The following is a 23,775-nucleotide window of genomic DNA, read 5'->3' on the forward strand; positions in this document are numbered from 1 at the left end:
AGATCTCCAAAACCATAGACGGACTTGTAGCGGAAAGACCGTAAACGCCCTAAAGAGAATTAATTAAACTCGAGAAAAGCTTAACCAACTTAGGTTCCGCTTTGTTAGCAATAGAGATAATCTCTTCGATGTTGACAGGCTGCAGATTGTCGGGGTCGCACTCATCTGTCAAGACCGAAATGGCCGAAACTGGCAACTTGAGATGGTTGGCTACAATGACCTCTGGAACGGTGCTCATGCCCACAGCATCGGCGCCAATGATGCCCAGGTAGCGGTACTCTGCCCGGGTTTCCAGCTGTGGTCCCACAACCGAGGCATAAACGCCTTCATGTAAAGTGATGTCGTTTTGTTGTGCAATGTCCTTGAATTTTGAATTCATATCCTTGTCATAAGGGGCCAGCATATCGACAAAACGTTTGCCAAACTGGGAAACTCCTTTAAAAGCGAGCGGTGAACCACCCTGCAGATTGATGTGGTCTTCGATAAGCATCAAATCTCCCTTTTTATAGTTCTTGTTGATGGCTCCAGAAGCATTGGACACCAAAAGTTTTTTGATGCCCAATTCCTTCATGATGCGTACCGGATAAGTGATGTCCTGCAGGGAATAGCCTTCGTAAAAGTGAAAACGCCCTTGCATCACCACTACTTTTTTACCAGCTAGGTTGCCAAAGATGAATTTTCCCTGGTGGAACTCTACCGTTGCCGTTGGGAAGTGCGGGATATGGTTGTAGCTAATCTCCTTTTCGATGTCGATTTGTTCAATCAGTTTTCCTAGTCCTGTACCGAGAATAATTCCGATTTCAGGGTTTAAAAATCCTTTTTCTTCAAGGTAACTTACTGTTTTGCTGAGTCTTTCTTTCATAGGTTTATCTATAGTGTTTTTAAAATATGATCAGGGATATAGTGATGAAATTCTGGATGTTTCGCCAAATCTTCCAGGGTGTCAATATCGGTTTTGGTTTTTAGAAAAGCCAGTTTTAAGCCTTTTAAATCCTCAATTGTTTTTTCTAAAACGCTCTCGGTGCTCCATGCCTTTTCTAGAAAGGCGTTTTTATAGAACCGAGTCATGCCCATGAGATAATAACCGCCGTCATTGGCAGGTCCAAAAACGATATCAGTTTGCTCTAACTCCTGAAATGCTTTGTCGATATCTGAAGTCTCCAGCTCAAATAAATCACTGCCTACGATACAAATTTTGGAATAGCCTTGTTCAAAACCCCACTCAAAAGCAGCTTGCATTTTTTGTCCCAGATGCCCGTTACTTTGGATTTCTTTCTGAAATAGGGTGTCATTCCAAAGGTCTTGGGTTTGGATTTCTTCGGAATAAAATACTGCCCGACTTGTGTTGGCGTTTCCAATGGTTTTAGCGGTGTGTTTAATTAGCTCCTTGTAAACTTCCAAGGCTTTTTCATCCCCTATGCTTTTGGCTAAGCGCGTTTTGCACTTACCAGGCTCAGGGTTTTTAGCAAAAACAATGACTAGTTTTTTCATCAATACACTTTTTTACCTGCCTTTAGGTATTTACTCCAAAACCTGTCGTAAGCGTGCACTTTTTTTGTAATTTCCTGCTGATGATAGACTTGATGTCCCTTATTTACCCAATCGAAAATGCCTCCATATAAATTGAAGACGTTTTTGTAACCGGCTTTCTGAAGCTGTTCGCCTATATCTTCAGAACGTACCCCGATGGAACAATAGACAATAATGGTATCTTGGGTATTGATTTTATCCTGGATCGACTTCAGGTTAAAATCCTCGTATCCAGCAAAAATGGCATTTTGAAGATGGCTAATGCCATATTCTGTAGGCTGTCTCGTATCCAGCAATTTGATGTTATGATCAGAGTTTTTCAACTGAACCAATTCTTCAACGCTGATGTACTCCACCGTATTGGAGTTGTGCTTTTCAATGGCTTTGTCTATGCTTTGAGAAAAAGCAAGACAGGGAAGAGAAAGTATAAATAAGATTAATTTTAGTTTCATTTTAATCACTTTCAATTGTTGAAAAGCAGAATTACAAAGTTAAGGGCTTGTTTCGAGTCTTATTAGTCATCGGTCATTTCTTACTGTTTATTTAACAGCACCCGCCGCCATCATAATGAAATGTGGAGTCACTTATATAAATATCGTTTCTTCCTAAATCGGATAAGGCTTTTGCTGTTTTATCGCAAATGGCTAAGGGTTGGTTTTGCAATAAAACATGTCCTTTATCATCATCAAAGAAGGAATTGTCACCATAATAAATTGCCGCTTTTCCAGTAAAAATACAGGGGCCGTCTTCGAGCATTGGATCTTTGATAGCAGCTACTTCTACAGATTCAATATAGATTAGATCGTTAGTGGGATAGTGTTTTGGATCTAAAATACGATAAGGTTTTCTGGCCCTTATTTCAATAGTCCCAAAACCAACATCAGTAAGCGCTTTCACATAATCAGCTAAGGGTAAACTACCGCTCAGGCAAAGCGCTCTGAGTCTATCATCGTTTCTTAAGGTGTCATTCATATCCTGCTCACAGGTGGGATCGCTCATTACTAGTTTGCCGCTGGGCTTGAGTACCCGGTACATTTCTTCAATAGCTTTTTTGAGATCTTCGGCTTTGAAAATATTGAAAAGGCAATTTTGAGCAGCCACATCTATGCTATTATCTTTTACAGGGAGATGAAGCGCATCTCCTTTTTTGAGAGCAACGAAATCACTTTTGAACCAGGGGTTAACCTGCTCTGCTTCTTTAAAGTTTTTTCTGGAGGCCTCCAGCATTTCATCGACCATATCTACTCCAATCACTCCGTCTTTCTGGCGGTTGAAATACGCAAACTGAAGTAATTCCATTCCGCCACCAACGCCTACATACAGCATCTTTGGATTGTTGGATAAGTCCCTGGCATGAACTGTGCTTCCGCAGCCATAGTTCATTTCCTGCATGATTTTAGGAATTTTAAGCCCCGGTAATTCCCAGATGGGATTTGTGGTGCAACACAAGCCCACATCTGGAGTAAGTGCTGCGTCTTTGTAGACATCGTAAGTAGTTTCTAAGTAACCCATTTTTCTTTATTAATTGATTTAAACGACACTTCCCTGGCAGGAACTTCCTGCACCAGCAGTACACCCGTAGCAATGCTGTGAGACGCAGATGGACCTATCCTGAAGTAACTCTTCGTTATAGTCTTTGATGTGCTGAACCGGACTATCCACTCTCATTTCCAGCATTTGATTGAAATCGCAGTCGTACAGCCAGCCGTCCCAGCTTATCGAAAGCGTATTTCGACACATCACATTTTTGACTGCTGCAGGATTGTAAGCATCTACCAGTTTGTACATATAGTCTTCATAATTGTCTGAGGCGATAAGATAGTCCAGGTATCTGGAGATTGGCAAATTGGTAATTGTAAATAAACTATTGAATTCGATGCCGAAATCGTCTTTCAATGCTTTTTTGAAATCCTGTTCCAAAGCTTCCTGATTGGAAGGCAGGAAAGCTCCGGACGGGTTGTAAACCAAATCCAATTGAAGATGAGAATCTGGCAAACCATATCCAATAGCATTGAGGTCCTGCAAAGCTTTTATGGACTTGTCAAAAACTCCGCTTCCTCTTTGTTTATCAGTTTTTCCTTTGGTCCAGTGCGGCATAGAACTTACGATATGGACGTTGTGTTTTTTAAAAAATTCAGGCAGGTCATGATACTTTTTATTAGCTCTTATGATGGTGAGGTTGGACCTGACGATAAAATCTTTGACACCCAGCTTGGATGCTTCTTCCACAAACCATCTGAAATTCGGATTCATCTCTGGGGCACCACCAGTCAAGTCCAGCGTGTGGGCTTTGGTGGTTTTGATGACTTCCAGGCATTGCTGCATGGTTTTTTTAGTCATGATTTCTTTACGGTCTGGACCTGCATCCACGTGGCAATGTTCACAAACCTGGTTACACATATAGCCCAGGTTGAGTTGGAGAATTTCAAGAGTTTTAGGTTTAAGCGGGAAATCGTTGATCTTTTCCAACTGATGCTTAAAAGTGGGAAGCTCTTCTTTGAAAATACCGTTGGAAAGGTATTTGAGCTGCTCTTCAGCTTTAGCCATCAATTTCTTTCTTGCCAGTAGAGATTTCGTTGCCATTTTTAATATTTTTAAAGTTTAAACCGAGAATTAAGACCTTCATCTTAATGACTCAACTTATCGTATTTTTTCATCATTTGGGTAGCGTGAACCAGCGTAGCTCCAGACTCAATTGCTGCTCCAGTGTGTACAGCTTCCATCATTTCCTCCTTGGTAATACCGCGTTGGAGTCCGTCTTGAGTATAGGCGTCTATACAATAAGGACATTTTACAACGTGAGAAACGGCTAAAGCAATCAATGATTTTTCGCGTTCCGAAAGCGCTCCTTTTTCAAAAACTTTACCGTAATAATCAAAAAATTTATCTCCCAGGTCTTGACTCCAGTCAGTAATTTTTGGAAATTTTCTAAGGTCTTTTGGATCGTAATAAGAATCTGCCATATATAATAGAATTATGGGGCAATGTTGCCCTTGAGTTTTATAAAAATTAAATGAAAAGTAATAATGCTGTTCCTTAAACTCTAGAAAGCACAAGGTGGAGCTTTGTTGAGAAAAGAACCTGAAATGATTTTTTCTGCTAACAAAGAAGGGTTTTGGAAATGAAAATCAAAGAATTTATTAGCGCTTTTTAATATCAAAATAACATCAGTGTAGAGTTGTTTTGAGAAATTGATTAAACTTAAAAAGTCAAACGTATTGTCAACATCTTTTAACGTCGGTATAAAATTGATGTCAACTTTGGTTTTAAGTAATTGAATAACTTCTGAACTTATTTTTGAAGTAGTCCAGGATAGATTTAAAAATTCTGAATAATTGAAGTGTTGTTTCTGGATGGCCAGCATATAAAACCCACCATCAAAAGATTTCCCTAAACAGGCTTTGCTGTTGTTTAGAGAATCTATACTTGCCTGAAAGTGTTTGAATTTTAATTGAGGGCTATCGCTACCGATGATGATTAGGTTGTCGTAGCCTTTTGAAAACACTGAAGAAATAGAATTGCAAAACCGTTCACCAAAAGTATGTCCCTGTTGTTGGTGTTCATCAAAACTAAAAGTATCGAGTCCTGTTTTGGAACACAGGTTTTTAAGTCGCTTTTCCTGGCTTTGAAAAAAAAGTCGATTGCCTTCAAAATCTTTATGAGAGCATTCAGCATCTATAGATTTGGAGAAAATTAATAGGCCAGTGCGTTCTTTCATACGTCTATAGTCTTACCTGAGGATAAAACCTTACTAGAGTTCAGCATATTTATGGTCTTAAAAAAAATGACTAAACGATTTTCGGCCATTTTTAAGGTTGACTTTATTTTCCAGGTCTTATGATGAGTGTGTTTGGATACTCAGATTTTACTTTTTCAAATGCTCTGTCCGCCTGTATTCTGTTTCTGTAATTTCCTACCCAGACTTTGTAGTTTGGAGTTTGATAGATGATTTGAGAAGCAATATCGAGCTGTAGAGATTCGAATTTTTCCTGAGTTTCGTTAGCTTGATCCAAGGATCCTGAAAATATTTGGAGCTTATACGTGCTTTTGAGTTCGTGGTTGGATTCTAGCTCATGTTTCACCTTAATAAGTTCTTTAATTGTTTGGAGTTCAGAAGTATTAAGTTTTTGAGCAAAACAAAAATTTGCTGGCAGAAAAATAGCAATCAATATAATAGCAAAAAATATATTTTTTAACATCATCTTGGTTTTGAAGCAAATGTACAGTTAAACCTAAAATAAAGCCTTCAAATTCTAATTTAGAAAGGTTATAAATTGTCATTTAACATATGTAGGTATTCCAGAAACATCTTTTAAGTGTTACTTTTGTAGTCAATTTTTTGATGCTCAAACCTATGTTTTTATGGGCGTCAGATTGAAAAAGGTTAATATATTTTATATGAAAAAGTCGATGGAACGCCCATTTATTCTGAAACATTTCTTTCTAGTGTTTCTTATTCTTTTCACTTTTACAACATTTGGCCAAGACGCAGAAGGGTCTGATTCCCAAGAGGGATCAGGTGCCGAAGCAGTAGCTGTTGAGGGTGCAGATCCTGCAAAGGGGAAAGAATTATTTAACTCGCTTTGTGCAGCTTGCCATAAGCGCTATAAAGATGCAGTTGGTCCTATGCTTCACGGTGTGACCGAACGAAGAGATATGGATTGGCTGTATAAATGGATAAAAAACAGCCAGCAATTAATAAAATCTGGAGATTCTCAGGCAGTTCAATTGTATGAGGAGTGGAATAAAGTAGCCATGAATGCTTTTCCTCAGTTAAGCAATCAGGATATCGATAATATCCTGGCTTATGTCGAAGAGCCAAAGCCAGAACCTAAAGTAGATGTAGCTGCAGCTCCTGCTGGAGAGGCTCAAGGTGGTGGTGGGATTTCTACGGAAATTGTTCTTGGACTTTTAGCGATTGTACTACTTGTGCTTTCTGTTATCTTATATCTTGTCAACAAAACACTTAACCGGTTTGCTGAAGCCAACGGAATTCCTGTAAAAGCTGACAAGCCTAAAGGAAAACCAATCTGGGTGGCGTTTGCTGAGAATCAATTTTTGGTTTTGGTCGCTGTCGTTTTCTTACTTCTCGCGGTTGCCTGGGGTGGATATGGTTTCCTTATGCAAGTTGGTGTAGACCAGGGCTACGAACCGATTCAGCCTATACATTATTCACATAGAATTCATGCTGGCGAAAACCAGATTGAATGTAAATATTGTCACTCTTCAGCTAGAGTGTCTAAGCATTCGGGTATTCCTTCGTTGAATGTATGTATGAACTGTCATAAACAGATTGCTGAAGTTTCGCCAGAAACAGCAACAGAAGATTATTCAAAAGAATTTTATGATGGTGAAATTCAAAAGCTTTACGAAGCCACTGGATGGGACACCTCTACGCAATCATATACTGGAGAAACTAAACCTGTGAAATGGGTTCGTATACATAATTTACCTGATTTTGCTTACTTTAATCACTCACAACACGTTTCGGTTGCGGGTATAGAATGTCAGCAGTGTCACGGTCCGGTTGAGGAAATGGAAATCATGTATCAGCATGCTCCATTAACGATGGGATGGTGTATCAACTGTCACCGTGAAACCAATATCAAGGTTGAAGGAAATGCTTACTACGAAAAAATACATGAAGAACTTTCCAAAAAGTATGATGTCGATCAGTTAACCGCTGCAGAGATGGGTGGATTGGAATGTGGAAAGTGTCATTATTAATATTAATTTAGAAAAATTAAAGTTCAATATGTCATCAGAAAAGAAATATTGGAAAAGTGCCGAACAACTTGAGGAGAGCAGTCCTTTAGTTGAAGCGCTTGAACAAAATGAATTTGCAGAGCATATTCCTGCAGATGAGTTTTTGGGTGATAAGGATAAATTAGAGAGTTCTCAAACTTCACGTAGAGACTTCTTAAAGTATGTTGGATTTAGTACAGCAGCTGCCTCTTTAGCAGCCTGTGAAGGTCCAGTTGTCAAGTCTATTCCTTACGTAGTCCAGCCAGAGCGCATCGTGCCAGGTGTTGCAGATTATTATGCAACTACCATTGCCAATGGGTTTGATTTTGCAAGTGTTCTTGTTAAAACGAGAGAAGGGCGACCTATTAAAATTGAAACTAATAAAGAATCTAACGGACTGTCTGCCGGTAAAGCTAGAGTCCATGCTTCAGTTTTGGATTTGTATGACATCAAGCGTCTTCAAAATCCACAAATTGATAATAGAGATGTCACCTGGACTGAATTCTTTTCGTCTTTAGAAACGGATTTAAAGGCTGGTTCAGATAAGAAGACTTATCTGTTGACGCAGACTTTTGCTTCTCCTTCTACTGATCAACTTATCAAAGAATTTCAAGAAAACTATCCGAATGTTGAACACATTGTTTATGATACAGTTTCTGATGAAGCTGCATTAGATGCGTTCGAGGCGAAGTATGGTTACAGAGCGCTTCCAAATTATGATTTTTCAAAATCTGAAATGATTGTCTCTGTTGGAGCAGATTTCTTAGGAGATTGGCAAGGTGGTGCCTTTGATTCTGGCTACAGCAAGAGTAGAGTGCCCAATAATGGAAAAATGTCTCGTCACGTTCAGTTTGAGGCCAATATGACTTTAAGTGGTGCGAATGCAGACAAAAGAGTTCCTGTAAAACCATCCTTACAAAAACAAATTGTCGTTGAAGTGTATAACCAAATCGTTGGTATAGTAGCTTCAACAAACTTAAGCGATGCTCTAAAAGCTCATGTTGATAATGCAGTTGCTCAATTGAAAACTAACTCCTCTGGAGCTGTTTTCGTTACTGGATTAGATTCTCTGGAAGCTCAGGCCATGGCTTTGGAAATCAACGAAAAACTTTCGAGTAAAGTCTTCGATTTGGAAAACCCACGCTTGATTCGTCAGGGTCGGAATTCTAAAATTCAGACCTTAATTTCTGAAATGAAAGCTGGTAAAGTCGGAGGGTTGATGATGGCCGGTGTAAATCCTGCTTATTCTCTTTCTAATGCTGATGAGTTTACATCTGCTTTAGAAAACGTGGAAACTACTGTCGATTTTTCTATGAAGAAAGACGAAACAGCTATACTTTGCAAATACATAGCCGCTATTCCACATTATCTTGAATCCTGGGGTGACATCAGGTTTACTAAAAAGGATTTTAGCTTAGTACAGCCTACTATAAAACCACTTTTCAATACCAGACAATTCGAGGATTGTTTGTTGAAATTGAACGGGAATTCAACTAAATTTTACGAGTACGTTAAAGATAATTTCAAGTCTACATTCGACGGCTTATCCTGGAACCAGTCCCTTCATGATGGTAGTTTTATGTATGACATGAGCCTGCCTGCTGCTTCTGAAGTTTCTGCTATAGATATTTCTGCAGGAGCTAGAAAGCTGGTTGCCAAGAGTGATTCAGAAGGATTTGAGTTGACTTTATATACCAAAACATCAATGGGTGATGGCTCTCACGCCAACAATCCATGGTTGCAGGAAATGCCAGACCCGGTGACAAGAACATCCTGGGATAATTATGTAACCATATCCAAAGCTGATGCTCAAGCCATGGGCTTAGAAAACAGCAATGTTGCCAATGGTGCCCTAAACGGGGATTATGTAGCGGTGACTATTGGCGATAAAACGATAGATAAATTACCTGTGATTATTCAGCCGGGGCAAGCGCCAGGTTCCATTGGTCTTGCTTTAGGTTATGGTAAAACAGAATCTATCCAGGAAGAGATGCAGGTAGGTGTGAATGCTTTCCCACTCTACCAGAATTTCGATGTCAATCAAACTGTAGGCTTAGAAAAAGTGAGCGGTGTTCATGAATTTGCTTGTGTCCAGCTTCATCATACCATGATGGGGAGGAGAGATATTGTAAAGGAGACATCACTGGAGATTTTCAACACAAAAGACAAGGATTATTACAATGCAACTCCTCAGGTATCCTTAAACCATCAGGAAGTTGACGTGACCAGCCCGGATGTAGATCTTTGGGACGAATTTGACCGTTCTATCGGACATCACTTTAATCTTTCGATAGACCTCAATGCATGTACCGGTTGTGGTGCCTGTGTGATTGCCTGTCATAGTGAGAACAATGTTCCTGTGGTTGGTAAAAGTGAAATTCGTAAGAGTAGGGATATGCACTGGTTAAGAATTGACCGCTACTATTCTTCTGAAGAAACCATTGAAGGAGATTATGAAAAGAAAGATGATATTTCTGGTTTAGGAAGTGCTATAGGTACTTATGGCGATCTGGAAGTAGCTTCAGCAGAAGATGTTCAAGTTATTTTTCAGCCTGTAATGTGTCAGCACTGTAATCATGCTCCATGTGAGACGGTTTGTCCTGTTGCAGCATCTGCACACGGACGTCAGGGTCAAAACCACATGACATATAACCGTTGTGTAGGAACGAGGTATTGCGCTAACAACTGCCCTTATAAAGTAAGACGTTTCAACTGGTTTTTATATAACCAAAATGACGAATTTGATTACCACATGAACAATGACCTTGGTCGTATGGTATTGAATCCGGATGTGACCGTAAGATCTCGTGGTGTGATGGAGAAATGTTCTATGTGTATTCAAATGACACAGAAAACAATTCTTGACGCCAAACGTGATGGAAGAGTCATCGAAGATGGAGAATTCCAAACGGCATGTTCTTCTGCCTGTGATAACGGGGCCATAGTTTTTGGTGACATCAACGATGAAGAAAGTGTTGTTTACAAAAAGACTAAAGATGATAGAATGTATCACTTGCTTGAGTACTTAGGAACCAAGCCAAACGTGATGTATCATACTAAAGTTCGAAACACAACAGAAGCATAATCAACTAACTAGGAATAAATTTAATATAAATTATGTCTCATTACGAATCGCCTATTAGAAAACCCTTAGTTACAGGAGATAAGTCTTACCATGACGTTACATTGGATGTGGTTAGACCTGTGGAGGGAAAGGCAAATAAATCATGGTGGGTTGTTTTTTCAATAGCACTCATCGCCTTTTTATGGGGTTTAGGCTGTATTGTCTATACTGTCTCAGAAGGAATTGGTACCTGGGGTCTTAACAAAACTGTTGGCTGGGCCTGGGATATTACCAACTTTGTGTGGTGGGTAGGTATCGGTCACGCCGGTACCCTTATTTCTGCCGTGCTTTTGCTTTTCAGACAAAAATGGAGAATGGCTATTAACCGCTCTGCAGAAGCTATGACGATTTTTTCTGTTATTCAGGCTGGTCTTTTTCCAATCATTCACATGGGGCGTCCATGGTTAGCGTATTGGGTGTTACCCATACCAAACCAGTTTGGATCGCTATGGGTTAACTTTAACTCTCCATTGCTTTGGGATGTATTTGCAATTTCCACTTATTTATCGGTTTCGCTGGTATTCTGGTGGACAGGTTTACTTCCTGATTTTGCGATGATAAGAGACAGAGCTGTAAAGCCTTTTCAAAAGCATATCTACGGTATTTTATCCTTTGGATGGAGCGGTAGAGCAAAAGACTGGCAGCGTTTTGAGGAAGTTTCTCTGGTACTTGCCGGTTTAGCAACGCCTCTTGTATTATCGGTTCATACGATTGTATCTTTTGACTTTGCTACGTCCGTCATCCCGGGATGGCATACCACTATATTTCCACCTTACTTTGTTGCAGGTGCTGTATTCTCTGGATTCGCGATGGTGAACACGCTTCTTATTATTATGAGAAAAGTATCTAATCTCGAAAACTATATCACCATTCAACATATTGAACTGATGAATATAGTGATCATGATTACGGGGTCTATTGTGGGTGTTGCCTACATTACCGAGTTGTTTATGGCCTGGTATTCAGGTGTTGAATACGAACAATATGCCTTTTTAAATAGAGCTACAGGTCCTTATTGGTGGGCATACTGGTCAATGATGACCTGTAATGTGTTCTCACCACAGTTTATGTGGTTTCCAAAATTAAGAAGAAGTATTATGTTTTCTTTCTTTATTTCGATAGTCGTCAATATCGGAATGTGGTTTGAGCGTTTTGTTATTATCGTAACGTCACTTCATAGAGATTACATGCCTTCTGCCTGGACGATGTTCTCCCCAACTTTTGTGGATATCGGTATATTTGTAGGGACTATTGGTTTTTTCTTCGTGTTATTTTTATTATATGCAAGGACATTCCCTGTGATAGCACAGGCAGAAGTGAAGTCTATACTTAAATCATCTGGAGAAAAATATAAGAAAATAAGAGCTGAAAAAGGTGACGATGCGAAATTGTATGATGAGCCAGAACAAGAACCTTTACCAGATTTTTCAGCACAATTTAATTCAAAATCTAACTCATAATGGCATCAAAAGTTTTACATGCGATTTTTACAGACGATGATATATTGATGCAAGCCGTTAAAGCTTTGCGTGAGAAAAAATATAGTATTGATGAAGTGTTTTGTCCATTTCCGGTTCACGGACTTGACAAAGCTATGGGCATTCCACATACGAGATTGGCTATCACCTCCTTTCTTTATGGATTAGTTGGTCTTGCTGTAGCCACCTGGATGATGAATTTCATCATGATTGAAGACTGGCCACAAAACATTGGTGGTAAGCCAAGTTTCAGCTACCTTGAAAACATGCCTGCATTCGTGCCGATTATGTTTGAGATGACTGTTTTCTTTGCAGCTCACCTTATGGTTATTACTTTTTATATGAGGAGTAAATTATGGCCATTTAAGAAAGCTGAAAACCCAGATGTGAGAACAACTGATGATAAGTTTTTGATGGAAATTTCAGTGAATGAAACCAATGTACAAGCCATCGCAGAAGTTCTTCATGAGAATGGAGCTTCTGAAATAAAATTAATAGATAATAAATAAATTTATGAAAAGTTTGTTTACCATAGTTCTTATAGCTTTTAGCTTGACTTTTATCTCTTGTTCCGATAAAAGTGAACGTAACTATCAGTACTTTCCAAATATGTACGTTTCAGTTCCTTATGATACTTATGGGGAATATGAAATCTTTCCACAGGAACAGGAGGCCTTAACAATAGCTGAGGGAACCATACCACGAGGATTTACTCCCTATGAGTATGAAGACTCTCCTGAGGGTTATCAAACCGCAAAGGAAGAGCTAACAAATAAAGTTTCCTATACAGAAGAAAATTTAGCCAAAGGAAAAGAGCTTTATGACATCTATTGTGCGACCTGCCACGGTGAAAATGGCAACGGAAAAGGCTACTTGGTTGAACGTGAGAAAATTCTTGGTGTACCTAGTTACGATGATCAAGGTAGAGCTATCACAGAAGGTAGTGTTTACCATGTGATGTGGCATGGAATCAATACCATGGGTTCCTACGCTTCTCAAATGAACAATGAAGAGTTATGGCTAGTCGATCATTACGTCATGAAGTTGAAAGCAGAATTGGAAGGTAAAGCACCTAGAGAATTCGAAACAGAATCAGAATAAAACTAATTATAATACATAGCTGAGATATTATGTACACAATGTCAAGTAAAATAAAATCATTCTCCTTAATCCTTATCGTTTTAGGGGCTATAGGTTTGATTTACAGTTTCATCGATGCTCCCTCTTCGGTAGAGGAAGTTAAAGAAATGCTTCATACTGAGAATGCATCTCATGGTGCTGAAAGTGTTGCCATGCAAGGTGATCACGCTTCAGAAGATGCTCATGCGGATGAACATGCTGAACACATTTACCATCAATTACAAAATAAACCCTGGGCAGCTCTATATGTTCCTGCTTTATTTTTATTTCTGATTTCGCTTGGTGTATTTGTGTTTTACGCCCTGCAAAACGCTGCTCAGGCAGGCTGGTCTCCAGTTTTGTTTAGAGTTATGGAAGGGATCGCTTCCTATTTAGTACCCGGAGGTATAATTGTTTATATACTATTGCTTCTTTCTAGTTTGCATTTCAACCACTTGTTTGTTTGGATGGATCCTGAAGTTGTAGCTCACGATGAAATTATTCAAAATAAAACGGCTTATCTTAACACCCCATTCTTTCTTATCAGAGCAGCTATCTATATGATAGGCTGGGTTTTGTTCTCTAAATTGATTATCAAGAATTCCAGAAAGATGGATGATGGTTTCGATTTGAGACTTCACAAACGCAATTTCAAGCTATCGGCCGGTTTCTTGGTTTTCTTTATCGTTACTGAGTCTATGATGTCATGGGACTGGATCATGAGTATAGATACCCACTGGTTTAGTACTTTGTTTGGATGGTTTGTATTAGCTAGTATTTTGGTTTCAGCCGTTACTACAATTGCTTTAGTTACTATTTATCTAAAAGGCAAAGGTTATCTAGAGAATGTAAACAATAGTCACATACACGATTTAGGTAAATTTATGATGGGCTTTTCAATCTTTTGGGCTTACCTATGGTTTTCTCAATTTTTATTGATTTGGTATTCCAATATTCCTGAAGAGGTCACCTACTATGCTCAAAGGCTGGAAGATTATCCGGTATTATTTTTCGGGACTGTTATCCTGAATTGGGTACTGCCAATGCTCATACTTATCAATTCAGATTTCAAAAGAATCAATTGGATCATTGTGTTTGCAGGAGTTATCATTCTATTGGGGAATTACCTTAACTTTTTCGTGATGATTATGCCTGGAACCGTTGGAGAATCCTGGACTATTGGTATTCCTGAAATCAGTTCAGTCTTACTTATACTTGGATTATTCATATTCACAGTATTTAAAGCATTAGCTAAAGCTCCACTAACAGTAAAACACAATGCTTTCTTAGAAGAAAGTAAACATTTTCACTACTAAACCTATTAAAAGAAAGATAGAAGATGACCGCATTACTTATAATTATAGTCGCCGCTTTACTTGGAATTACAATTTGGCAGATTTCCAAAATCTTCAAACTGTCTCAACCTGTTGAGAGCGATGATTCACAAATAGCAACTAACGAGGACAACCAAAAGCAGGGAAAAATTTTCCTGGCCTTTATTGTTTTTCTTTATGGATTGATGATTTATTCCTTTTGGGAATTAAGCAAATTTTATGCGCCAGGAGCTTCTGCACATTCAGAAGATTATGATCAACTTTTCTTCATTTCTCTTGGTCTTATTATGTTTGTTCAGGTCATTATCCAATTTTTGATTCACTGGTTTGCTTATAAATACCGAGGTCAAAAAGGAAGAAAAGCCCTTTTTTATGCCGATAATGATAAACTTGAATTTATCTGGACCATCATTCCTGTCATCACACTTGCAGCTCTAATTATCTATGGATTGTTCAGCTGGTCTGAAATCATGAATGTAGAAGAAACAGATGAAACCCTTGTCGTTGAAATCTATGCTTACCAGTTTGACTGGAGGGCCAGGTATTCCGGCGAAGATGGAACTCTTGGTGAAGCTAATGTTAGATTTATCGAAGGTATTAATCAGTTAGGTCTCAACGAGTCTGATTCTTATGCTCAGGACGATATTATCACTACAGAACTCCACCTGCCAGTGGATAGACCAGTGTTGTTTAAATTCAGATCACAGGACGTATTACACTCAGCATATTTCCCATTCTTCAGATCACAAATGAACGTTGTACCAGGGATGACTACTCAGTTTGGTTTTACCCCTACAACAACTTCTAAAGAAATCCGAAATAGCGAATACATGGTTGAGAAAGTGAAAAATATCAACGAAATTCGCAAAAACAACGAGAATTTAGATTCCGATGAACAAAATTACGAGTTTGAATATTATTTGTTATGTAACAAAATATGTGGTGTATCGCACTACAATATGCAAATGAAAATCGTTGTCGAATCAGAGGAAGAATACCAGAAATGGATTTCAGAGCAACAAACATTTGGAGAATTAACAGCCCAAAATTAATTATAAAATTAAATAAGAATATATATGTCAGTAGCTGCACAACCACTTGCTAACGATCATGCACACGAGGAGGGTCATCATGAGCCAACTTTCATAGAAAAGTACATTTTCAGTACAGATCATAAAATGATCGCTAAGCAATATTTGATAACTGGTCTTATTATGGGTTTTATTGGTATATCCATGTCCATGTTAATGAGACTGCAATTGGCCTGGCCAAACGAATCCTTTTGGATTTATGAAGTATTGTTAGGTCGATTTGGAGAAGACGGTGTTATGGATCCTAGTATTTATTTAGCACTATCTACCATCCACGGTACCATTATGGTGTTTTATGTGTTAACTGCCGGTTTGAGTGGTACATTTAGTAACCTTTTGATTCCGCTTCAAATCGGAGCCAGAGATATGGCTTCCGGATTTCTAAATATGTTATCGTATTGGTTATTCTTCATATCATCGGTAATTATAGTTTCTTCATTTTTTGTAGAAGCTGGTCCAGCTTCTGCCGGATGGACGGTATACCCACCCTTAAGTGCCTTGCCACAAGCCATCGGTGGTTCCGGTCTTGGTATGACCCTATGGCTAGTCGCTATTACTGTTTTTATAGCATCTTCCTTATTAGGTTCTTTGAACTATATCGTGACTGTTCTTAATTTAAGAACTGAAGGAATGTCTATGACCAGATTACCGCTTACTATCTGGGCTTTCTTTGTAACGGCTATAATTGGCGTGGTTTCCTTTCCCGTTTTACTGGCAGCTGGTTTATTATTATTGATGGACAGAAGTTTTGGTACGTCTTTCTTTTTAAGCGATATTTATATTCAAGGTGAGGTACTTTCTTATCAGGGAGGTTCACCAGTTTTATATGAACACTTGTTTTGGTTCTTAGGACACCCAGAAGTTTATATTGTACTTCTGCCCGCACTTGGTATTACTTCCGAGATCATAGCAACCAATTCCAGAAAACCCATTTTTGGTTATAGAGCCATGATTGCTTCTATTTTAGCAATTGCTTTCTTATCTACCGTAGTTTGGGGTCACCACATGTTTGTGTCTGGTATGAATCCTTTTTTGGGTTCTGTATTTACATTCACAACCCTATTGATTGCAATACCTTCTGGTGTAAAAGCCTTTAACTATATAACTACACTGTGGAAAGGTAACCTTCAGCTGAACCCAGCGATGCTGTTTTCAATTGGCTTAGTATCTACATTCGTTACTGGTGGTTTAACAGGGATCATCTTAGGGGATAGCACATTGGATATCAATGTTCACGATACTTACTTTGTTATTGCTCACTTCCACTTGGTCATGGGTATTTCAGCCTTGTACGGACTATTTGCCGGTGTTTATCATTGGTTCCCTAAAATGTTTGGTAGAATGATGAACAAAAACCTGGGATATATTCACTTTTGGATTACTGCCATAGGTGCTTATGGAATATTCTTCCCTATGCATTTCATCGGTATGGCTGGACTTCCAAGACGTTATTATAAATTTACAGAGTTCCCTTATTTTGATGATTTGGCAAACACGAATATTTTAATTTCTGTATTTGCATTCATAACTGCTGCTGCTCAAATATTCTTTGTTTATAATTTTATACATTCTATATTTTATGGAAAGAAAGCAGAGCAAAATCCATGGAAATCCAATACGCTTGAGTGGACTACGCCTGTGAAACATATTCATGGTAACTGGCCTGGAGAAATTCCTAAAGTGTACAGATGGTCTTACGATTACAGTAAGATGAATAAAGACGAGACAGAATACGTGATTCCTGGTCAGGATTTTGTCCCTCAAAACGTCCCTATACAAGAGGAAGAAGAAGAGATGACTGAATAATTTCTCAATATAAAATCATAAGCCTCCAAGTATCAATTTCTTGGGGGCTTTTTTATTTATCTTTGTGACATGAATGAAAATTTAGATGCTTCGGGTGATAATTTATCAAATCAAGATCAGGAAGTTGAAAGAGCTTTAAGACCTCTTTCTTTTGATGACTTTGCTGGTCAGTCTCATGTGTTAGAAAATTTACAGGTTTTCGTCAAGGCTGCTAACTTGCGTGGAGAAGCATTAGATCATACACTTTTTCATGGCCCTCCCGGTCTTGGTAAAACGACTTTAGCTCATATTCTAGCCAATGAATTACAGACCGGTATTAAAATCACTTCTGGTCCTGTCATAGATAAACCAGGTGATCTAGCCGGCTTACTGACCAATCTGGAGCCAAGAGATGTCCTTTTCATCGATGAAATCCATAGACTCAGCTCTGTTGTAGAAGAGTATTTATACTCAGCTATGGAAGATTTTAAGATTGATATCATGATTGAGTCTGGACCCAATGCGAGAAGCGTAGAAATCAACCTGAATCCGTTTACACTCGTAGGAGCAACAACACGCTCAGGATTACTTACAGCACCTATGCGAGCCAGGTTTGGAATTTCCAGCAGACTCGAGTACTATACAACAGAACTCTTGAGTGATATTATCTTAAGAAGTGCGTCTATACTTGGTGTCTCCATCACCACCGAAGCTGCTATCGAAATCGCAGGCAGGAGTCGAGGTACACCTAGAATTGCAAATGCTTTACTTAGACGGGTAAGGGATTTTGCCCAAATCAAAGGCAATGGGAAAATTGATATGGAGATTTCTAAATATAGTTTGAAAGCCTTAAATGTTGATGCCTTTGGTTTGGACGATATGGACAATAAAATCCTGCTTACCATCATAGATAAATTCAAAGGAGGCCCGGTGGGGCTTTCTACCTTATCGACCGCAGTGAGCGAAAACTCAGAAACCATTGAGGAAGTCTATGAACCCTTTCTAATTCAGAAAGGATTTATCAATCGAACACCACGCGGAAGAGAGGTGACTGACTCTGCCTACAAACACCTTGGAAAGCTTAGAGAAAGCAAACAGGGAGGATTATTTTAATCAATTCATATGTCTAGTTTTAAACAGCTTCCAGAAGTTCCTTTTATAGAATTTTTTAAACATGCAGGTAGCATTTTGAAAAATCCCCTGCCGTTTCATCACAAGAATTTTGAAGCCCTAGGAGATACCTTCAGGTTGAATTTAGGTTTTGGAAATTCAGTGGTCTTTTCCCGAGATCCTGAATTTGCGATTTATGCCCTGAGGGATAATCAAAAAAACTTTAGAAAAACAGAGATTCAAACCAAGGATTTAGCCAAATACGTGGGACATGGTTTGTTAACCTCTGAAGGAGAAAAATGGAAATTTCAGCGGAAATTGATTCAGCCTGCCTTTCATAAAAAAAATCTTTACACGCTCTTGGATTTCATGGTGGAAGCCATCGACAAAGAGCTCGATAGAATTGAAGTTGGTAAAACAATTGATATTTTCCCAATCTTTAATGATTTAGCCTTTAAAGTGGTGGTCAAAAGTTTATTCAGCGACGCTATTAATTCAGAAGAAATTGGAAGGTTACAGTTTATAACAGAGGAGACTCAAAAAATGCTGGTCAAGGAACTAAGGCAACCTTATAAGAAGTGGTGGTTTCATTTAAGCGGTGAACTCAAACGGAACTTGAGTCTTAGCCAGGAGGCCAGAGATTTGCTTTCAGGGATCATCAAAAGGAGAGAAAACTCTGAACAGGAAGGGAAAGATCTTTTGGATATGTTGATGGCCTTGAGGTATGAAGACGGTTCTAAAATGGGCGAAGAGCAACTTATTGATGAAATTCTCATCCTTTTTATCGCAGGACACGAAACAACATCTAACGCACTGTCCTTTACCATTCAATTGATAGGTCAAAAAGAAGAAGTTCAGCATAAATTGAGGTCAGAAATTGAAGGGCTGGAAGGCTCTTCTTATTTTGATATTCTCAAAGAGAGCAAATACACGCAGCATGTGATTGAAGAGTCTATGCGTTTATTTCCTCCTGTTTATTTTATCGACAGACAAAATATTGAAGAAGATGCTTTTAAAGGCTTTGAAATTCCTAAGCATAACGACTTGCTTTTCTCTGTACATCAAATTCATCGAAACCCTGTAAACTGGGAAAACCCAACTGAATTTAAACCTGAGCGCTTCGAAGATTCAAGAAGCATAAGCAATTTTTATTTTCCTTTTGGTGCTGGTCCTCGTAAATGTATTGGCAACAATTTTGCGATGTATGAAATTACGCTAACGATTCATCAACTCTTGAAAAAGTTCAAGATTGAAGAGGTAAAAGAAGAAATTGAAATTCAACCTCTGATAAGCTTAAAGCCTAAAAATGCCTTTGTAAAATTCTCAAAAAGATAACCTATCTCAAAAAGAGCACTCCATAGCCAACTCATAAAAGCTGAAGCTGAACGCTTGGGGTTTTTATCTTGTGGAATATCCAAAGCAGAATTTCTGGAAGAGGAGGCGCCACGTCTGGAACAATGGCTCAAGCAAAATGCTCACGGAGAGATGCAGTATATGGAAAATCATTTCGACAAGCGCCTGGACCCCACTAAACTGGTGGAAGGCTCAAAAAGTGTGATTTCACTGCTTTATAATTATTTCCCAGAAGAAACCCAAAACGAGGATACTTATAAGATAAGCAAATACGCTTATGGTCGAGATTATCACCATGTCATCAAATCGAAATTGAAGGAAATGATGCATACGCTCACTGAAGAAATTGGTGAGATAGGCGGGAGGGCTTTTGTGGATTCTGCACCCGTTTTGGAAAAAGCATGGGCCGCCAAAAGCGGCTTGGGTTGGGTAGGGAAACACTCAAATCTACTGTCTAAACAAACCGGTTCGTTTTACTTTATTGCTGAATTGATTTTGGATATTGAACTGGAAACTGACACTCCGGTTACCGATCATTGTGGTTCCTGCACCAAATGTGTAGACGCCTGTCCTACCGATGCCATTTATGAGCCATACAAAGTAGACGGAAGCAAGTGTATTTCGTATTTCACTATTGAATTGAAAAATGAAATTCCTAAGGGCTATCAGGATAAATTTGAAGACTGGATGTTTGGCTGCGATATTTGCCAGGATGTCTGTCCCTGGAACCGATTTAGTAAACCACATAACGAACCTTTATTCAATCCCCATCCAGATTTACTCAGCTACGATAAAAAAGACTGGGAGGAAATCACCAAAGATATTTTCAATGAGATTTTTCGAAAATCGGCTGTAAAACGAACGAAGTTTGAAGGTTTAAAGCGAAACATGAATTATATAAAAGCGACTTGAATTTTTATTACAGATAAAAGATAAGGCCATTTCTTCAACTAAAATCAAACGTTTTTATGTTGTTTGCGGTTTTACAATGTTAATCCTTTAAGTTTCAATCTTAATATCAATAAGGATGTGTTTCAAAATAACTCTTAAGACTTACCTTTGCTTTACTTAATAGCTAAAGTGGAATTTGCTTTAGTTGTAATAAAAAGATTATGAGTTCACCAAGAAAAAGAAGAGAAGCCTTAGTATATCACGCCAAACCAAGACCAGGGAAAATCGAAGTCGTGCCCACCAAAAAGCACTCTTCACAACGAGACCTTGGTCTTGCTTACTCACCAGGTGTTGCAGAACCTTGTATAGAAATTGAAAAGAATAAACAAAATGCTTATAAATATACCAACAAAGGGAATCTTGTTGCGGTTATATCCAATGGAACAGCGGTTTTAGGTCTCGGAGATATTGGAGCAGAAGCTTCCAAGCCAGTGATGGAGGGAAAGGCTTTGCTTTTCAAAATCTTTGCAGATATTGATGTGTTTGACATTGAAGTCGATACCAAAAACATTGATGAATTTATAGAGACTGTAAAAAATATTGCACCAACTTTTGGTGGCATTAATTTAGAGGACATTAAAGCTCCGGAAGCTTTTGAAATTGAAGAACGACTCAAAGCAGAACTGCCCATTCCTGTTATGCATGACGATCAGCATGGGACAGCAATCATCTCTGCTGCTGCGTTTCTAAATGCCTTAGAACTTGCAGATAAAAACATAGATGAAGTTCAAATTGTCGTTTCCGGAGCAGGCTCTGCAGCGATTGCATGCACAAAACTTTATGTGCTACTTGGGGCGAAAAAAGAAAATATCGTCATGTTCGATAGCAAAGGTGTTATTGATAAAAGCAGAAATGACCTTTCGGACAAACAGATTGAATTTGCAACTTCCAGAAAGGTTAAAGACCTTTCTGAAGCTCTAGAGAATGCAGATGTATTTTTAGGGCTTTCTGTTGGTGGTGTGCTTAAGCCTGACATGCTTTCTAGTATGGCAGATAATCCTATCGTATTTGCTATGGCTAATCCAGACCCGGAAATCGATTATGATTTGGCTTTAGAAACACGTGAGGATGTCATTATGGCAACAGGAAGAACCGATTTTCCTAACCAGGTGAATAATGTTCTAGGCTTTCCTTATATTTTTAGAGGGGCACTGGATGTGAGAGCAACTCAGATCAACGAAGAAATGAAAATGGCTGCTGTAAAAGCACTGGCGAGGCTTGCCAAAGAACCGGTCCCTGAACAAGTCAATATTGCTTATGCAGAAACCCGGCTCAATTTTGGAAGAGATTATATCATCCCAAAACCTTTTGACCCGCGTCTTATTGCCGAAATCCCTCCTGCTGTAGCCAAAGCTGCAATGGAATCTGGAGTAGCACAAAACCCTATAGAAGACTGGGATGCCTATAAAGATGATCTTCTGGAACGTATGGGAAGTGAAGATAAAATCACCAGGCTTCTTATTAATCGTGCAAAGCAAAATCCCAAACGAATTGTGTATGCTGAAGCAGATCATCTTGATGTACTCAAAGCGGCACAGCAGGTGTATGATGAAAAAATTGCTACTCCCATATTACTTGGTCGCAGAGATGTTATTTTGGAGCTGATGGACGAAATCGAATTTGAGGGAGATGATATTACTATCATCGACCCAAAATCTGATGAAGAAAGAGAACAAAGAAAGGAATACGCAGAAGCTTTGTGGAGGAAGAGAAGCAGAAAAGGTGTGACTTTATACGATGCCGAAAAACTGATAAGAGAGCGGAATTATTATGCAGCAATGATGGTAGAAAATGGAGATGCGGATGCAATGTTGTCTGGATATTCCAGGGCTTATCCTTCTGTGCTGAAACCTATTCTTGAGTTGATAGGAAAAGAAAGTGGCGTGAGTAGCGTTGCAGCTACCAATCTGATGAATACCAAACGCGGACCTATTTTTATAAGTGACACTTCTATTAACATTGACCCGGATGCCACTTTACTGGCTAAAATTGCGCAGATGACTGCCAAAACAGTGAAGATGTTTGGTATAGATCCTGTTATTGCCATGGCTTCGTATTCCAACTTCGGCTCTTCCAAAAATCCTAATGCTTCCAAAGTAAAAGAGGCTGTGGATTATTTACATAAAAATTTTCCCGAGATTGCAGTTGACGGCGAGTTACAGGTAGATTTTGCGCTCAATAAAAAAATGCGAATGGATAAATTTCCGTTTTCTAAATTGAGTGGGAAAAAAGTTAACACACTTATTTATCCAAATCTTGATTCTGCCAACAGCACCTATAAATTACTGAAGGAGCTCAATAGCGCTGGATCCATAGGGCCTATTTTAATGGGACTCAATAAGCCAGCTCATGTCTTTCAGCTAGGAGCGAGTGTAGATGAAATGGTCAATATGTCTGCCTTAGCAGTGGTAGATGCTCAACAAAAAAGCAAGCGGAAAGTCAACCTCAAGAATTAGGTTTTTATGACCTTATAATAGTTTTTAACGATTAAGTTCTTAACTTAATTTTGTTACATTTGGTTCCTAAATTTAAGTTAAGATGATTACTCAGCTTCGGGGGAGACTTTTGGAAAAAAATCCAACTCATATAGTAGTAGACTGCAATGGAATAGGGTATGAAGTGAATATTTCACTTCATACCTTTTCCCGTTTAAAAGACGAGGAGCTTATTACAATCTATACCCATCTTCAAATTAAAGAGGATTCACACACCCTTTATGGATTTATAGATAAAGCAGAACGCTTAGTGTTCAGACAACTGCTTTCTGTTTCTGGAATTGGTGCCAGTACTGCAAGAGTAATGTTGTCGTCGCTAACACCAGAGCAGGTTATAGAAGCCATTTCTACAGAAGATACCGATACCATACAAAGTGTAAAAGGTATTGGTAAAAAAACCGCTCAACGGGTCATCCTCGATCTTAAAGATAAAATGCAAAGTACAGAAGCTTTGACGGAAATTGTACAATCTCCTAGTCATGCAAATAAGGAAGAAGCCTTGTCTGCTTTAGAAACTTTAGGCTACACCAGAAAACAATCTGGTAAAATTATCTCGAGGATTTGTAATAATAATCCTAACGCAAACGTTGAAGAGATAATCAAACTGGCTTTAAAAAATCTATAAAACTCTTGACGCTTACTGAAAAAGCTTTTAATCTA

General features: G+C 38.7%; 21 protein-coding genes. 13 read left to right on the plus strand and 8 right to left on the minus strand.

What is annotated here, in order from left to right:
- Positions 1–49 precede the first annotated feature (49 nt).
- The 8 genes from LB450_RS03580 to LB450_RS03615 form a co-directional block, all read right to left on the minus strand.
- On the minus strand, positions 50–862 hold the full coding sequence (locus tag LB450_RS03580) for a purine-nucleoside phosphorylase (RefSeq protein WP_224486486.1): 813 nt from the start codon (positions 860–862) through the stop codon (positions 50–52).
- A gap of 8 nt (positions 863–870) precedes the next feature.
- A complete protein-coding gene (locus LB450_RS03585; RefSeq protein WP_224486487.1) occupies positions 871–1,491 on the minus strand; it encodes a TIGR04282 family arsenosugar biosynthesis glycosyltransferase in 621 nt (206 codons plus the stop codon).
- Complete coding sequence (locus LB450_RS03590; RefSeq protein WP_224486488.1) at positions 1,491–1,982, minus strand: rhodanese-like domain-containing protein; 492 nt, start codon at positions 1,980–1,982, stop codon at positions 1,491–1,493. Before LB450_RS03590 ends, LB450_RS03585 begins: the two co-directional genes overlap by 1 nt.
- A 91-nt stretch (positions 1,983–2,073) precedes the next feature.
- On the minus strand, positions 2,074–3,042 hold the full coding sequence (gene arsM, locus LB450_RS03595; protein WP_224486489.1) for an arsenosugar biosynthesis arsenite methyltransferase ArsM: 969 nt from the start codon (positions 3,040–3,042) through the stop codon (positions 2,074–2,076).
- An 18-nt stretch (positions 3,043–3,060) separates the two neighbouring features.
- Positions 3,061–4,113, minus strand: coding sequence for an arsenosugar biosynthesis radical SAM (seleno)protein ArsS (gene arsS, locus LB450_RS03600; protein ID WP_224486490.1), 1,053 nt, complete (start codon positions 4,111–4,113; stop codon positions 3,061–3,063).
- A gap of 44 nt (positions 4,114–4,157) precedes the next feature.
- Positions 4,158–4,493 (minus strand): arsenosugar biosynthesis-associated peroxidase-like protein, encoded by a 336-nt coding sequence (locus tag LB450_RS03605; RefSeq protein WP_224486491.1) that lies wholly within the window; start codon positions 4,491–4,493, stop codon positions 4,158–4,160.
- A gap of 80 nt (positions 4,494–4,573) precedes the next feature.
- A complete protein-coding gene (locus tag LB450_RS03610) occupies positions 4,574–5,248 on the minus strand; it encodes a DUF2064 domain-containing protein (RefSeq protein WP_224486492.1) in 675 nt (224 codons plus the stop codon).
- Between the two features lie 103 nt (positions 5,249–5,351).
- A complete protein-coding gene (locus LB450_RS03615) occupies positions 5,352–5,729 on the minus strand; it encodes an SPOR domain-containing protein (protein ID WP_224486493.1) in 378 nt (125 codons plus the stop codon).
- Between the two features lie 199 nt (positions 5,730–5,928).
- Between LB450_RS03615 and LB450_RS03620 the strand changes: the two genes are divergently transcribed.
- From LB450_RS03620 to ruvA, 13 genes are all read left to right on the plus strand, one after another.
- Entirely contained in the window at positions 5,929–7,257 is a 1,329-nt protein-coding gene (locus LB450_RS03620; protein WP_224486494.1) for a c-type cytochrome, read from the plus strand.
- Positions 7,258–7,285: 28 nt separating this feature from the next.
- Positions 7,286–10,360 carry a TAT-variant-translocated molybdopterin oxidoreductase gene (locus LB450_RS03625; RefSeq protein ID WP_224486495.1) on the plus strand — a complete coding sequence of 1,025 codons (3,075 nt, stop codon included), beginning with the start codon at positions 7,286–7,288 and terminating at the stop codon, positions 10,358–10,360.
- 32 nt (positions 10,361–10,392) lie between these two features.
- Positions 10,393–11,859, plus strand: a complete 1,467-nt coding sequence (gene nrfD, locus LB450_RS03630) for an NrfD/PsrC family molybdoenzyme membrane anchor subunit (protein ID WP_224486496.1) — start codon at positions 10,393–10,395, stop codon at positions 11,857–11,859.
- On the plus strand, positions 11,859–12,386 hold the full coding sequence (locus LB450_RS03635; protein WP_224486497.1) for a DUF3341 domain-containing protein: 528 nt from the start codon (positions 11,859–11,861) through the stop codon (positions 12,384–12,386). Before nrfD ends, LB450_RS03635 begins: the two co-directional genes overlap by 1 nt.
- Positions 12,387–12,390: 4 nt before the next feature.
- Entirely contained in the window at positions 12,391–12,978 is a 588-nt protein-coding gene (locus tag LB450_RS03640) for a c-type cytochrome (RefSeq protein WP_224486498.1), read from the plus strand.
- 29 nt (positions 12,979–13,007) lie between these two features.
- Positions 13,008–14,312, plus strand: a complete 1,305-nt coding sequence (locus tag LB450_RS03645; protein ID WP_224486499.1) for a quinol:cytochrome C oxidoreductase — start codon at positions 13,008–13,010, stop codon at positions 14,310–14,312.
- A gap of 23 nt (positions 14,313–14,335) precedes the next feature.
- Complete coding sequence (locus LB450_RS03650; protein ID WP_224486500.1) at positions 14,336–15,382, plus strand: cytochrome c oxidase subunit II; 1,047 nt, start codon at positions 14,336–14,338, stop codon at positions 15,380–15,382.
- A gap of 24 nt (positions 15,383–15,406) precedes the next feature.
- Positions 15,407–17,227 carry a cytochrome c oxidase subunit I gene (locus LB450_RS03655; protein WP_224486501.1) on the plus strand — a complete coding sequence of 607 codons (1,821 nt, stop codon included), beginning with the start codon at positions 15,407–15,409 and terminating at the stop codon, positions 17,225–17,227.
- Positions 17,228–17,296: 69 nt separating this feature from the next.
- On the plus strand, positions 17,297–18,319 hold the full coding sequence (gene ruvB, locus LB450_RS03660; RefSeq protein ID WP_224486502.1) for a Holliday junction branch migration DNA helicase RuvB: 1,023 nt from the start codon (positions 17,297–17,299) through the stop codon (positions 18,317–18,319).
- A 9-nt stretch (positions 18,320–18,328) separates the two neighbouring features.
- On the plus strand, positions 18,329–19,651 hold the full coding sequence (locus LB450_RS03665; RefSeq protein ID WP_224486503.1) for a cytochrome P450: 1,323 nt from the start codon (positions 18,329–18,331) through the stop codon (positions 19,649–19,651).
- Positions 19,652–19,654: 3 nt separating this feature from the next.
- Positions 19,655–20,581, plus strand: a complete 927-nt coding sequence (gene queG, locus LB450_RS03670; protein WP_224486633.1) for a tRNA epoxyqueuosine(34) reductase QueG — start codon at positions 19,655–19,657, stop codon at positions 20,579–20,581.
- Between the two features lie 200 nt (positions 20,582–20,781).
- Positions 20,782–23,076 (plus strand): NADP-dependent malic enzyme, encoded by a 2,295-nt coding sequence (locus tag LB450_RS03675; protein WP_224486504.1) that lies wholly within the window; start codon positions 20,782–20,784, stop codon positions 23,074–23,076.
- A gap of 82 nt (positions 23,077–23,158) precedes the next feature.
- Positions 23,159–23,740, plus strand: coding sequence for a Holliday junction branch migration protein RuvA (gene ruvA / locus LB450_RS03680; protein WP_224486505.1), 582 nt, complete (start codon positions 23,159–23,161; stop codon positions 23,738–23,740).
- Positions 23,741–23,775: the final 35 nt, after the last annotated feature.

The sequence above is a fragment of the Psychroflexus curvus genome (assembly GCF_020164585.1).
GTDB classification, from domain to species: domain Bacteria; phylum Bacteroidota; class Bacteroidia; order Flavobacteriales; family Flavobacteriaceae; genus Psychroflexus; species Psychroflexus curvus.